The organism is Pseudomonas sp. NPDC087804 (assembly GCF_044742965.1).
GTDB classification, from domain to species: Bacteria; Pseudomonadota; Gammaproteobacteria; order Pseudomonadales; family Pseudomonadaceae; genus Aquipseudomonas; species Aquipseudomonas rustica.
The window spans coordinates 770624-784646 of sequence record NZ_JBIUVN010000001.1; the positions used below are offsets into that span (position 1 = coordinate 770624).

The window sequence follows — 14023 nt, forward strand, 5'->3', positions numbered from 1 at the left end:
CCAAAGGCCGCAACTGTCAGATCTGACAGGGGTGTTTAAAAACCCAGCGGTCAACCGCCGGAAAAAATCACGTCAGCGACGGCAACCAAAGTCGAAAGCGAGCGCCACCTAACGGCGAAGCCTCTACCGTCAGAGAACCGCCCTGCGCTTCCAGTGCCCGGCGACTGATTGCCAGTCCGAGACCAAATCCGCCCGTAGCGCGATCACGACTGCGGTCAAGGCGATAGAACGGCTCGAAAATCCGCTCACGCTCGTCATCCGGAATCCCGATACCGTCATCGTCGACCCAGATTTCGCAACCTTCATCCTTGACCTGTACGCCAATCTGAATGCGTTTCTCGCAATAACGCATGGCGTTGCGCAGCAGGTTCTGGATCGCCCTGGCAGTCAGGCGCGGATCCAGCGAAAAACGCTCAAGCTGCCCGTGCAACAACACGTCGATGACGATTTCCGGCGATTCCAGTTCCTCATCGACACTGCCCAAAATACTGTCGATAAACTCATCCAGCGAGACTTCGACCTGTTCCGGCAACTGCGCCGGGTTCTGCAAGCGGCTGTAGGAGAGCAACTCCAGCACCAGTTCATCGAGTTCACGAATGTGCGCGACCAGCCCTTGCAGACGTTCGCGGCTGGCGGCCGGCAGATCATCGGACAAGGCCAACGCAAGGCCGAAATCCAGACGCGTCAACGGTGTGCGCAGTTCGTGGGACACCGCATTGAGCAGATCGCGTTGCTGATTGAGCAGGTTCTCTATGTCGCCAGCCATGGTGTCGAAAACATTGGCCAGACTGCCGATGTTCGAGCTGCGGGCGATCTTCGTGCGCTCGCTCAAGTGGCCCTTGCCGAAACGTTCGGCGGTGCCTTTGAGGCGCTCGAGATCGCGCCAGTGCGGGCGCAACCACAGCAACAGACACGCGAGCAACGACGCACCGATCAGCACGTTGATGCTCCAGTACAACAAGTTGACGTCCATCGGATCCGGCGGCACCACCATCTGCACCGCAACGTCGTCATTGAGCGGCGCCACCGCCAGCGTGCGCCAGCCCCAATCACCGATGCGCACGACGTTTTCGCCACGGCGCAGGCGCTCCTGCTCGATGGCGGTGAAGTCGGCGCTATCAATACGGGCGAGGACGATGTGCAGCGGCTGAAAGTCTTTGTCCATCGACTGCGCCAGCGCCGGCCACTGATCTTGCGGTACGGCGCGGAACTGCTTGGTGATCAGCGATTGCAGGCCACGGGAATAATCGAGGTTGTAGGTGACAAAGCGTTCTCGGAACGCCATCACCACCAGATCCGGCACCAGATAAATCGCCGCGCTGTACGAGATGATCGTCACCAGATACAGGCGAAACAGGATGCGAAACATCAGCTCAACATTCCCATTCCGAACGGCTGAACAGGTAACCCTTGCCCCACACGGTTTTGATCTTGCGCGCCTCGCCGGCGTGGTCATCGAACTTGCGACGCAACTTGGAAATCGCCACGTCCACCGAGCGATCGGTGCCGTTGAATTCGATGCCGCGCAGGCGTTGCAGGATCTGATCACGGCTGAGCACTTCGCCGGCATGCCGGGCCAACACCACCAACAGGTTGTATTCGCCGCTGGACAGCTCCACCGGTTGATCGCGCCAGGTCACGGTGCGCTCGGACAGATCGATGCATAGATTGCCCATCAAGATACGGTCGTTGGCGGTCACCGGTTCGCCGAGGCTGCTGCGCCGTAACAACGTACGGACGCGGGCGAGCAAGACGCGCGGCTCGCAGGGTTTGGTGACGTAATCGTCGGCGCCCATTTCCAGGCCGAGCACTTGATCGTGACTGTCATCGCGCGCGGTGAGCATCAGGATCGGCAGCGTTGCCGAGTCGGCGCGCAGCAGGCGACAGACCTGTAAGCCATCAAGCCCCGGCAGCATCAGGTCGAGAATCACCAGATCCGGCGGATTGATCCGCGCCCGTTCACGCACGTGATCGCCACGGCCAATGACGCTGACGCTATAGCCATTGCGTTCGAGGTAGCTGGAAATCAGTTCGGCGAGGGCGGTGTCGTCTTCGACCAGGAGGATGTTGGGCATGGGTGTTCCAGAAAAGTGCTGTGGCGACTGATAAATCCCAATCGCGAGCAGGCTCACTCCTACAAGTGATTTGTGGTCAACACAGAACAGTGTAGGAGTGAGCCTGCTCGCGATGGCGGTTCATCTGTCGCAATAAATTTCAAGGGCTAAAGGATATACGCCCTCGCCCGTCCCTGAGTAAAACCCTTACACAATTTCACACAGCGCCTACAAAGCTTCACCGCTACTCTCGGCGACTGTCCGTAGGATGCGGGCATCAATATTGGGGGTAGTACATGTCGAACAAACTGCTGGCCGGGCTCGGCCTGATCGCATTGGCGCTGACGCTGAGCGCGTGTGATTCATCTTCGAACGCCGAAGAACAGGCGCCGCCGGCCACGGTGCGCATCGAAACCCTTGAAGCCCGCCCGTTGACGCTGAGCAGCGAACTCAGTGGCCGCATCGCCGCGCCGCGTATCGCCGAGGTGCGTGCACGGGTGGCTGGAGTGGTGCTGGAGCGCACCTTCCGCGAAGGCAGCGACGTGAAAAAAGGTCAGGTGCTGTTCCGCATCGACCCGGCGCCGTTCAAGGCTGACCTCGACAGCGCCGAAGCCGCGCTGCGCAAGGCCGAGGCCAATGCGTTTCAGGCCAAGTTGCAGGAACAGCGTTATGCGCAGCTGATCGGCGACAAGGCCATCAGTGCTCAGGATTACGACAACGCCCGCGCCACCGCTCGCCAAACCGCCGCGGACGTCGCGGCCAACAAGGCTGCCGTGGAACGAGCGAAGCTGAGTCTGGGTTACGCCACCGTCACTGCGCCGATCTCCGGTCGTATTGGCCGGGCGCTGGTGACGGAAGGCGCACTGGTCGGGCAGAACGAAACCACGCCATTGGCGCTGATTCAGCAGCTCAACCCGATTCACGCCGACGTCACTCAGTCGACCCGTGAACTCAATGAACTGCGCCGTGCGTTTCGCTCCGGGCAATTGCAGCAGGTCGGTCAGGATCAGGTCAAAGCCACGCTGATTCAGGACGACGGCAGTCTTTATCCGCTGCCGGGCAAATTGCTGTTTGCCGACATCACCGTCGACCCGGGCACTGGCCAGATCATCCTGCGCAGCGAATTCCCTAACCCGGATCTCGATTTGCTGCCGGGCAGTTTTGTCCGCGTGCGTCTGGAGCAGGCAACCATTGCCAATGGCCTGACCGTGCCGCAACGCGCCGTGCAACGTGACAGCGCCGGTATCGCTCAGGTGCTGACGGTCGATGAGCAAATGCGCGTCGCCCTGCAACCGGTACAACTGGGCGCAGTGCAGAACGATCGCTGGATCGTCACCGGCGGCCTCAAGCCCGGCGACCGCATTGTCATCGAAGGCCTGCAACACGCCCGTCCCGGCGAGAAAGTGCAGATCGACGACACCCCTCTTCCACTTGCCCAGACCTCTGGTCAGTAAGCAGGACGCTTTTATATGCCGCAGTTCTTTATCGACCGCCCGGTGTTTGCCTGGGTGGTCGCGTTGTTCATCCTCTTGGCCGGCGCGCTGGCCATCCCGCAATTACCGGTGGCGCAGTACCCCGACGTCGCACCGCCACAGATCGAAATCTATGCCGTGTACCCCGGCGCCTCGGCGCAGACCGTCGATGAAAGCGTGGTCAGCCTGATCGAAGAAGAACTCAACGGTGCCGATCACCTGTTGTACTTCGAATCGCAAAGCAGCCTCGGCAGCGCGACGATCAAAGCCACGTTCCAGCCGGGGACTAATCCCGAGCTGGCACAGGTTGATGTGCAAAACCGTCTGAAAGTGGTTGAGTCGCGCTTGCCGCAAGCGGTGAATCAGCAAGGCTTGCAGGTGGAGAAGGTTTCCTCAGGCTTCCTGCTGTTGATCACCCTGACGTCCAGCGACGGCAAGCTCGATGACGTAGCGCTCAGCGATTACCTCGCGCGCAACGTGATGAACGAGATCAAGCGTCTCGACGGCGTCGGCAAGGCGCAGTTGTATGGCGCCGAACGCGCGATGCGCATCTGGGTCGATCCGCAGAAACTGATCGGCTTCAACCTGACCCCGGCGGACGTCAACGCCGCGATCACCGCGCAAAACGCTCAGGTCTCCGCTGGCAGCATTGGTGATTTGCCGAACCCGTCGAGCCAGGAAATCACCGCGACGATTCTGGTCAAAGGCCAGTTGTCGACCCCGGAAGAATTCGCCGACATCGTGCTCAAGGCTAATCCGGACGGTTCGACCGTGCGTATCGGCGATGTGGCGCGGGTCGAGATCGGCAGTCAGGAATACCAGTTCGGCACGCGCCTCAATGGCAAACCGTCCACCGCTGTCGGCGTGCAGTTGTCGCCGGGCGCCAATGCACTCGCCACTGCGACACTGGTGCGGGCGAAAATGGATGAGCTGTCGCGATACTTCCCGGCCGGCGTCGAATACAAGATCCCGTACGACACGTCGCCATTCGTGAAAGTCTCGATCACCAAAGTGGTTTACACCTTGGGCGAGGCGATGCTGCTGGTGTTTGCGGTGATGTTCCTGTTTCTGCAAAACATCCGCTACACGCTGATCCCGACGCTGGTGGTGCCGGTCGCTCTGATGGGCACCTTCGCGACCATGTTGGCGCTAGGCTTTTCGATCAACGTACTGACCATGTTCGGCATGGTGCTGGCCATCGGCATTCTGGTCGACGACGCCATTGTGGTGGTGGAGAACGTCGAGCGGATCATGGCCACCGAGGGTTTATCGCCCAAGGAAGCCACACGCAAAGCGATGACGCAGATCACCGGCGCGATCATCGGCATTACGCTGGTGCTGGTCGCTGTGTTTATTCCGATGGCCTTTATGCAGGGCTCGGTCGGGGTGATTTACCAGCAGTTCTCGCTGTCGATGGCGACCTCGATTCTGTTCTCGGCGTTTCTTGCCCTGACCCTGACCCCGGCGCTGTGCGCGACCTTGCTCAAGCCGATTGCCAAGGGCGAGCATCACGAGAAAAGCGGATTCTTCGGCTGGTTCAACCGCCGCTTCGAGCAACTGACCGAGCGTTATCAGGGCTGGGTCGGCTATGCGCTCAAGCGTACCGGGCGTTATCTGCTGATTTACGTGGTGCTGCTGGTCGGTCTGGGCCTGTGCTTTATGCGCCTGCCCTCCTCGTTCCTGCCGGTTGAGGATCAGGGTTACACCATTACTGACATCCAATTGCCGCCCGGTGCTACCAAGAACCGTACGGTGCAAGTGGCCGAGCAGTTCGAGGCGCACAACGCCGGCGAGCCCGGGATCAGTGACAGCGTGGTGATTCTCGGTTTCAGCTTCTCCGGCAGCGGGCAGAACGCCGCGTTGGCGTTCAGCACGCTGAAGGACTGGTCTGAACGTGGCAGCGATGACTCGGCCAGTTCGATTGCCGACCGTGCCAACGCCGCCCTTAGCCAGATCAAGGATGCGATGGCGTTTGCCGTGTTGCCGCCGCCAATCGATGGCCTGGGCACCTCCAGCGGTTTCGAATTCCGCCTGCAGGATCGCGGCGGCCTCGGCCACGCGACACTGATGCAGGCGCGCACAGAGTTGCTCGCCGCAGCGGAAAAAAGCCCGGTGTTGATGAACGTACGCGAAAGCGCATTGGCTGAAGCGCCGCAAGTACAGCTTGAAGTCGACCGTAAACAGGCGAATGCCTTGGGTGTGTCGTTCGCGGATATCGGCAACGTGCTGTCCACGGCTGTCGGTTCCTCGTACATCAACGATTTCCCCAACCAGGGTCGTATGCAGCGTGTGGTGGTACAGGCCGAAGGTGATCAACGCAGTCAGGTCGATGATTTGCTGAAAATGCACGTGCGCAACAACGCCGGAAAAATGGTGCCGTTGTCGGCATTCGTCCAGGCCAAATGGATTCAGGGCCCGGCGCAGTTGACGCGTTACAACGGTTATCCGGCGATTGCGATTTCCGGTGAGCCGACACCGGGGCACAGCACCGGTGAGGCCATGGCTGAGATTGAGCGCTTGGTCGCGCAAGGCCCGAAAGGCTTGGGGCAGGAGTGGACGGGGCTGTCGTTGCAGGAACGCTTGTCTGGCAGTCAGGCGCCGATACTGCTCGGGTTGTCGCTGCTGATTGTGTTCCTGTGTCTGGCGGCGCTTTACGAGAGCTGGTCGATTCCGACCTCGGTGCTGCTCGTCGTGCCGCTTGGTGTACTCGGCGCGGTACTGGCGGTGACCTTACGGGGCATGCCCAACGATGTGTTCTTCAAGGTCGGGCTGATCACCATTATTGGTCTGTCGGCGAAGAACGCGATCCTGATCATCGAGTTCGCCAAGAGCCTGTATGACGAGGGGCATGACCTGATCGACGCGACGTTGCAAGCGGCACGACTGCGTCTGCGGCCGATTGTAATGACTTCACTGGCGTTCATTCTTGGTGTTGTGCCGTTGGCGATAGCGACCGGCGCGAGTTCGGCGAGTCAGCAGGCGATTGGTACGGGTGTGATTGGCGGGATGATCACCGCGACGTTGGCGGTGATTTTCGTGCCGGTGTTTTTTGTTGTGGTAATGAAGTTGGTCAAACGACCTCACGCCAGCAAAAAATAAGTTTCCGCCCGCGAGGTTATAACCGATTCAAAGGCAAATCTACTGTCAAGTCTGACAGTAGATTTGCCTGCTCTGGCGGGAGAATCTGAAGAGGATTCGACCAACCATTCAGTGTTCTGCAAAGGGAAGCTGCCATGAGCAACGGGAAAAACGATAAAAAAGTGACGGGGAAACTTAAGGCTGAAATCAAGACCTCAAGCCGGTCATACGCATTCAACTCCCAAGATGTCACCACCAATCAGAGTGGAGGCACGTATTACTACCAGGCCTTTCACTTCTTCTGGGATCCGAGCGATCTTGTCCAGGTCAATATTTCGTTCCCCGAGACGACCAAAGCCGGTAAGTATCTGCTGAATGGCAAATCAGGCATTTACATGTCTTTCGCAACGTCGTCTGAAAATAGCTTGGGCCCTTATAAAGCCGTCAGTGGCGAGATCGATATCAAGGAGGATCCAACCGCGAGCACTTTGAAAGCAGTTTTCGAATTCGAGGGTGTTAATCCCGAAGGTAAGAAAGCCACCGTCGACAAAGGCGATGTATCGATTGGCGCGTGATTAATGCAGGAGCTGCCGCAGGCTGCGATATTTTGATCTTTAGAACCAAAGTCAAAAGTTCGCAGCCTGCGGCAGCTCCTACAAAAGCCCTCTGGCGTGCGCTATGGTGCTGGGACAGTTCGCTAACGTGAGTCCTCATGCGCTTTCTTGCCCGCACCCACCCTCGCCTGTCCGCCGCCGCACTGGTCGGTCTCGCTACCGGACTTCTGGCCCCCGCCGATTCCATCGTCAGTAAAATCCTTATCGGTTGGAACGCCGGCGTCTGGACGTATCTGGTTCTGATGCTTTGGCTGACAATCCGTGCGAAAGCGCCTGACGTCCAGCGCATCGCCGAAGTCGAAGACGAGAACGCCGCACTGGTGTTGTTCGTTGTCTGCATCGCCGCCATGGCCAGCCTTGCCACCATCACCTTCGAACTGGCAGGCAGCAAGGATCTGGAAACCAATCGTAAATTGATTCACTACGCCTTCACCGCGCTAACGGTGATCGGTTCGTGGCTGCTGATCGGGGTGATTTTCTGTGTGCATTACGCGCGCCTGTATTACACCTGCAAAGACAAGGAGCCGGCGCTGCGCTTCGCCGAAGGGCTGACCACGCCCAATTATTGGGATTTTTTGTACTTTTCCTTCACCATCGGCGTCGCAGTGCAAACCTCTGACGTGGGCGTGGCGACCCGGCAACTGCGCAAGATCGTGCTGTTGCAATCGTTACTCGGTTTCGTGTTCAACACAGCGATTCTGGGTTTCTCGATCAACATTGCTGCCGGCCTGTTCGGTTGAGCGCTGCACAAATCTTCTAGGCGCCTCGCCAACAGCAGGGCTAAATTGCCCGAAACTTTGCCCGACAGGTGCGGCATGGACTCTCAAAACTGGATCGATCTGGCCCAGGATGCCGACACCGGCATCGAGACCCTGCGCGCGCATTTCAAGGGCCATGCCTACGATCCGCATTGGCACGACAGCTATCTGGTCGGCATCACCGAACAAGGCGTACAGCAATTCAACTGTCGGCGCACGAAGCACCAGAGCACGCCGGGCAAGGTGTTTCTGCTGGAGCCGGGCGATATCCATGACGGCGACGCGCCTACCGAGGGCGGCTTCACCTATCGCATGCTGTATCTCGATCCGGTGTGGATCGAACGCGAACTTGGCGCCCTGTTCGAAGATGCTCCGCTCAATAGCCAACTGAGTTTCGCCAACACCCTGATCACCGATCCGCAGCTGATGCAGGCCACGCAAATGGCCTTTCAGACGCTGCACGGTGGCGAACTGAAAATTGTCCGCCAGACTGCGCTGGACAATCTGCTCGGCCAACTCACCCGCCATTTGCACTGGCGCACGCGTTACGGCGCTGACCCGCGCTTGCCGCTGGTGGCGCAAAAGGCTCGCGATTATCTGCATGCCCACGCGCATCAGGACATTGGCCTGGAGCAAGTTGCCGCCGCGACCGGCGTTGACCGCTTTCGCCTGACCCGCGCCTTCAAGGCTGCGTATGGACTGGCGCCCCACGCCTATCTGGTGCAATTGCGTCTGGCCAAGGCGCGGCGCCTGCTAGCCAGCGGCGAACAACCGGCTGCGGTGGCGGTGGAACTGGGTTTTTCTGATCAAAGCCATCTCGGTCGCTGGTTCGTGCGCGCTTACGGCCTGACCCCGGCGATGTATCGCAATCGCTGCTCAAATCTTCCAGACATGGCAGCGGGCAAGCACTGAAGATCGGCTTATCGATCTTCAACGGAGTTTGCCTGCGATGCTCTCTACTTTCCCGACGTTACTGCCGTTTCTGCTGTTCGCGTTTGTCGCCTCGATTACCCCCGGCCCGACCAATATTCTGGTGCTGAGCAACAGCGCCCGTTACGGTCTCGTTGCCGCATTGCCAATTATTTTCGGCGCCTGTGCAGCGGCGGCGTTGCTGGTGTTGGTGGTCGGCAGTGGCGCCGGCTCGGCGTTGACTGAATTACCCGGCGTACAGAAAGCCATGCAGTGGATCGGCGTGGCCTGGCTGAGTTACCTGGCCTGGCAGATTTTCCGTGCGCCCGCCGTCGAATTGAATACACAAAAAACAGGGGCTCGATTAGGGCTGACGGGAGCGGCCAGTTTGCAATTGATCAATCCGAAGACCTGGATGATGGCGTTGGCCGTGGTCAGCGTTTTTGCCGACAACGGTGAAGCCCGAATGGCGCATGTGGTGATCCTGTCACTGGTGTTTTTCCTGATCTCACTTCCTTGTTTGGGCATCTGGGCGCTGCTCGGCGCTGGCTCTGCGCGATGGTTGCGCTCACCGCGCGCATTGCAACGATTCAACCGTTTGATGGCGGTTCTGCTGCTCTGCTCGGCATGGCTGAGCGTGTTGATTTAAGCGCCGCTCGTCGGTGCTCATACACCGCGCGGCGATCATTTACTTGACGGACGATTTGATTCTGGTGTTTCCTGAAACCGGTTTCAGCGCCTCTCACAGCGACTGAACCTATAAATCCAATAACAAGGTTTCAGACCGTGAACGACTTTTCCGCCGCCCAGCGCAGCCGCGTGACCATGCTTGACGTTGCCGAACGCGCTGGCGTTTCCAAGGCCAGTGTCTCGCGCTTCATTGGCGAAGATCGCGCCCTGCTCTCCGATGCCATTGCCCTGCGCATCGAACAGGCAATCGCCGAACTCGGCTATCGCCCGAATCAAATGGCACGCGGCCTGAAACGTGGACGCACGCGCCTGATCGGCATGCTCGTCGCCGATATCCGCAACCCTTATTCAATTGCCGTGATGCACGGGGTGGAAACCGCCTGCCGTGCCCACGGCTACAGCCTGGTGGTGTGCAACACCGACCGCGATGACGAGCAGGAACGCCAGCACCTGGCGCTGCTGCGCTCTTACAACATCGAAGGCTTGATCGTGAACACCCTGGGTCATCATCGCGACGAATTGCACGAACTGCACCGTGAAATGCCGATGGTACTGGTGGATCGCAAAGTCGACGGGCTCGACAGCGACATGGTCGGGTTGAACAACCCGCACGCCGTGGAAATGGCCCTCACCCACCTTGAGCAACGCGGCTATCAAGAGGTGCTGCTGGTGACTGAGCCCTACGACGGCACCAGTTCGCGGATTGAACGAGTCAGCAGTTTTCAGCAACTGATTGCCCAGCGCTCGAAGCTGACTGGCGCGGTATTGGAAACCTCCGATGACCTTGCCGCCGAACTGCAAACCTTTTTGAAAACTTCATCTGCCGGCCCTAAAGCGCTGTTCTGCGCCAATGGCGTGGCGGCGTTGGCCAGCACCCGCGCGTTGAAGGAAATCGGCTGCCGCTTGTTTGAGGATGTCGGGCTGATCGCGCTGGATGATCTGGATTGGTATCCATTGGTGGGCAGCGGAATTACTGCGCTGGCCCAGCCCACTGAAGAGATTGGCGCGCGGGCGTTTGAGTGTTTGCTCAAGCGCTTGCGTGGGGATGATGCGGCGGCGCGGGTGCTGGATTTTGCGCCGGTGCTGGTTGAGCGTGGGTCGACCCGTGGGAACGGTGTTGTTTGATCTGACGCCTTCGCGAGCAAGTTAGGCTCCTACAAAAGCGGGCTGTATCCCCCGTAGGAACAAAGCTTGCTCGCGAAGAGGCCCTATAAAACACCACAAAACCACCTGATTTTTTTTTGAACAAAAATGAAACCGGTTTCAGAGGTCAATAACAATGAATAAACCCGCCGTTTCCATCAGCCTGTCCAGCTACGGTGCCGAACTCGTGCGCCAGCGCGGACAAGACTTTTTCATCGACGTTCTGGCCGCCGCCGGTGCCGATCGCATCGAATGGCGCGAGGAATTGCTCACCCGCGAAGTCCCCGCGCAACTCGCCGAAGCCACTCAGGTTCTAGGCCTGCAAAGCATCTATTCCTCGCCGACCGAACTGTGGCTCGCCGGCCACGCGCAGCCCAACCCGGAGCTGATCAGCGCGCTGCAACACGCCGAAGCGTTCGGTTCGAAATGGCTGAAGGTCTCCCTCGGCTACTTCACCGACACCAACGACCTGCAAGCCTTGGCCCAGCGTCTGCAACAGAGTCCGGTGCAACTGCTGGTCGAGAACGATCAAACCCTGCACGGCGGTCGCATCGAGCCGTTTCAACGTTTTTTCACCGCCGTCGAACAGCACAACCTGCCGATCAAGATGACCTTCGACATCGGCAACTGGCAGTGGCAAGACCAGTCCGCCGCCAGCGCCGCGCGGCTGCTCGGGCGTCATGTCGGTTACGTGCATTGCAAAGCCGTGGCCCGCCGCGCCGACGGCAAGCTGGTCGCCGTGCCGCCCGCCGCCACCGACCTGCACGTGTGGGAACAACTGCTGCGGCACATGGCCCAAGGCGTTATGCGCGCCGCTGAATACCCGCTGCAAGGCGAAGACCTGGTGCAACTGACCACTGAACACGTCGCCGCCCTCGCCCGCCTCGGCCAATCCCGTCTGGAGCCTGCTCATGTCTGAGATCGATATTCTCTCGTTCGGCGAAACCATGGCGATGCTGGTCGCTGAACAGAGCGGTGATCTGGCCACCGTCGAACAGTTTCACAAGCGCATTGCCGGCGCCGACAGTAACGTCGCTATCGGCCTGTCGCGGCTGGGTTTCAACGTCGCGTGGCTGAGCCGTGTCGGCAGTGATTCGCTCGGTCGCTTCGTGGTGCAGACGCTGGCCAGTGAGGGTCTGGATTGCAGCCATGTCGCGGTCGATCCGCACCACCCGACCGGGTTTCAGTTCAAGTCGCGCAGTGACGATGGCAGCGATCCGCAGGTCGAGTACTTCCGTCGCGGTTCGGCGGCCAGTCACTTATCGCCGCGTTCGATCAACGAAACGCTGCTCAGTGCCCGCCATCTGCACGCCACCGGCATTCCGCCAGCGCTGTCCGCCACGGCACGGGAAATGTCCTTCGAACTGATGACGCGCATGCGCAATGCCGGGCGCAGCGTGTCGTTCGATCCCAATTTGCGCCCAAGCCTGTGGGCCAGCGAGCGCGAGATGATCAGCGAGATCAACCGCCTCGCCGCCCTCGCCCACTGGGTGCTGCCGGGGTTGAGCGAAGGCCGTTTGCTCACCGGGTTTGATGATCCGGCGGACATTGCTGCGTTCTATCTCGATCAGGGTGCAGAAGCCGTGGCGATCAAACTCGGCCCGCAGGGTGCCTATTACCGCACGCAGCAGACTCAGGGTTTTGTCGACGGTGTGCCGGTGGCGCAGGTGGTCGATACGGTCGGCGCCGGTGACGGTTTTGCGGTCGGGATGATCAGCGCTTTGCTCGAGCATCAGAGTTTTGCCGAGGCGGTGCAGCGGGCGAACTGGATTGGCAGTCGAGCGGTGCAGAGTCGCGGGGATATGGAGGGTTTGCCGACTCGCCTTGAATTATCCGTTGAATTTGAAACCGCTAATCGCGAGCAAGCTTTGCTCCTACAAGGGTAAGGCGTGCGTTCGCCTTTGTAGGAGCAGAGCTTGCTCGCGAAGGCGTCGGTTGACTCACCACACATTTTGATCCGTTACCTGCTGCGACAAAAACAACAAGCTCAGGAGCAACGCCATGAAAACCGCAACCCTCGCCGCCCGCCGCTGGTGGTACATCATGCCCATCGTGTTCATCACCTACAGCCTGGCGTACCTCGATCGCGCCAACTACGGTTTCGCCGCTGCTTCGGGCATGGCCGCTGACTTGATGATCACCCCGGGCCTGTCCTCCCTGCTCGGTGCACTGTTCTTCCTCGGCTACTTTTTCTTCCAGGTGCCGGGCGCGATCTACGCGCAAAAACACAGCGTGAAGAAGCTGATTTTCGTCAGCCTGATCCTCTGGGGCGGCCTCGCCACGTTGACCGGTGTGGTCTCCAACGCTTATTGGCTGATCGTCATCCGCTTCATGCTCGGCGTGGTCGAAGCCGCCGTCATGCCGGCGATGCTGGTCTACCTGTGCCACTGGTTCACCCGCGCCGAACGCTCGCGCGCCAACACCTTTCTGATCCTCGGCAACCCGGTGACCATGCTGTGGATGTCGGTGGTGTCGGGCTATCTGGTGCAGCATTTCAGCTGGCGTTGGATGTTCATCATTGAAGGTCTGCCGGCGGTAATTTGGGCGTTTATCTGGTGGCGTCTGGCCGATGATCGTCCGTCCCAGGCCAAGTGGCTCAGCGACGAGGAAAAGCACGATCTGGAAAGCGCCCTCGCCGCCGAACAGGTCGGCATCAAAGCGGTGAAAAACTACGCCGAAGCGTTCCGTTCGCCAAAAGTCATCATTCTCGCGCTGCAGTTTTTCTGCTGGAGCATTGGCGTCTACGGTTTTGTGTTGTGGCTGCCGTCGATCCTCAAGGCTGGCGCAGAAATGGACATGATCGAGGCCGGCTGGCTGTCGGCGCTGCCATATCTGGCCGCGGTGATCGGCATGCTGGTGGTGTCGTGGGGCTCGGACAAATTGCAAAAGCGCAAACGCTTCGTCTGGCCGCCGCTGCTGATTGCCTCCATTGCGTTCTACGGCTCCTACGCGCTGGGCGCGGAACATTTCTGGTGGTCGTACACGTTGCTGGTGATCGCCGGCGCCTGCATGTACGCGCCTTACGGGCCGTTCTTTGCGATTGTTCCGGAGATTCTGCCGGCCAACGTTGCGGGCGGTGCGATGGCGTTGATTAACAGCATGGGCGCGCTCGGCTCGTTCGGCGGTTCGTACCTGGTCGGTTACCTGAACAGCTCCACCGGTTCGCCCGGCGCCTCGTATTTGTTGATGAGCGGCGCGTTGCTGCTGTCGGTGGTGCTGACGATTTTCCTCAAGCCCGGCGCCAGTGATCGCGTCGTCGCCAAAGCCGTGGCCACGCGCGCCGTGCCGGCTCACTCCTGAAGAGA

12 protein-coding genes are annotated in these 14023 nt (G+C 59.6%); 10 read left to right on the top strand and 2 right to left on the bottom strand.

What is annotated here, in order from left to right; translation table 11 throughout:
* Positions 1–67: 67 nt before the first annotated feature.
* Together ACIOMO_RS03380 and ACIOMO_RS03385 are read right to left on the bottom strand one after the other, a co-directional pair.
* Positions 68–1369 carry an ATP-binding protein gene (locus tag ACIOMO_RS03380; RefSeq protein WP_400644980.1) on the bottom strand — a complete coding sequence of 434 codons (1302 nt, stop codon included), beginning with the start codon at positions 1367–1369 and terminating at the stop codon, positions 68–70.
* 4 nt (positions 1370–1373) lie between these two features.
* The gene (locus ACIOMO_RS03385; RefSeq protein WP_053120306.1) at positions 1374–2075 is read right to left on the bottom strand and encodes a response regulator transcription factor; all 702 of its coding nucleotides are present in this window, start codon (positions 2073–2075) and stop codon (positions 1374–1376) included.
* Between the two features lie 275 nt (positions 2076–2350).
* Here ACIOMO_RS03385 and ACIOMO_RS03390 point away from each other — a divergent pair, with 275 nt between their 5' ends.
* The 10 genes from ACIOMO_RS03390 to ACIOMO_RS03435 all read left to right on the top strand — a co-directional run bounded on the left by ACIOMO_RS03390 (position 2351) and on the right by ACIOMO_RS03435 (position 14018).
* Positions 2351–3508 carry an efflux RND transporter periplasmic adaptor subunit gene (locus tag ACIOMO_RS03390; protein WP_282358404.1) on the top strand — a complete coding sequence of 386 codons (1158 nt, stop codon included), beginning with the start codon at positions 2351–2353 and terminating at the stop codon, positions 3506–3508.
* 15 nt (positions 3509–3523) lie between these two features.
* Complete coding sequence (locus ACIOMO_RS03395; RefSeq protein ID WP_401238082.1) at positions 3524–6625, top strand: multidrug efflux RND transporter permease subunit; 3102 nt, start codon at positions 3524–3526, stop codon at positions 6623–6625.
* 134 nt (positions 6626–6759) lie between these two features.
* Positions 6760–7179: a hypothetical protein gene (locus ACIOMO_RS03400; RefSeq protein ID WP_401238086.1), complete on the top strand. Its 420-nt coding sequence runs from the start codon at positions 6760–6762 to the stop codon at positions 7177–7179.
* Between the two features lie 137 nt (positions 7180–7316).
* Positions 7317–7958, top strand: coding sequence for a DUF1345 domain-containing protein (locus ACIOMO_RS03405; RefSeq protein ID WP_053120314.1), 642 nt, complete (start codon positions 7317–7319; stop codon positions 7956–7958).
* A gap of 75 nt (positions 7959–8033) precedes the next feature.
* Positions 8034–8888 carry an AraC family transcriptional regulator gene (locus ACIOMO_RS03410; protein WP_053120315.1) on the top strand — a complete coding sequence of 285 codons (855 nt, stop codon included), beginning with the start codon at positions 8034–8036 and terminating at the stop codon, positions 8886–8888.
* A gap of 37 nt (positions 8889–8925) precedes the next feature.
* Complete coding sequence (locus ACIOMO_RS03415) at positions 8926–9534, top strand: LysE family translocator (protein WP_401238090.1); 609 nt, start codon at positions 8926–8928, stop codon at positions 9532–9534.
* A gap of 137 nt (positions 9535–9671) precedes the next feature.
* The gene (locus tag ACIOMO_RS03420) at positions 9672–10700 is read left to right on the top strand and encodes a LacI family DNA-binding transcriptional regulator (protein WP_401238093.1); all 1029 of its coding nucleotides are present in this window, start codon (positions 9672–9674) and stop codon (positions 10698–10700) included.
* A 154-nt stretch (positions 10701–10854) separates the two neighbouring features.
* The gene (locus tag ACIOMO_RS03425; RefSeq protein WP_401238096.1) at positions 10855–11637 is read left to right on the top strand and encodes a sugar phosphate isomerase/epimerase family protein; all 783 of its coding nucleotides are present in this window, start codon (positions 10855–10857) and stop codon (positions 11635–11637) included.
* A complete protein-coding gene (locus tag ACIOMO_RS03430; RefSeq protein WP_401238099.1) occupies positions 11630–12604 on the top strand; it encodes a sugar kinase in 975 nt (324 codons plus the stop codon). The genes ACIOMO_RS03425 and ACIOMO_RS03430 overlap by 8 nt, the downstream gene beginning before the upstream one ends.
* Positions 12605–12719: 115 nt before the next feature.
* The gene (locus ACIOMO_RS03435) at positions 12720–14018 is read left to right on the top strand and encodes an MFS transporter (RefSeq protein WP_401238102.1); all 1299 of its coding nucleotides are present in this window, start codon (positions 12720–12722) and stop codon (positions 14016–14018) included.
* The last annotated feature ends 5 nt before the right edge of the window (positions 14019–14023 follow it).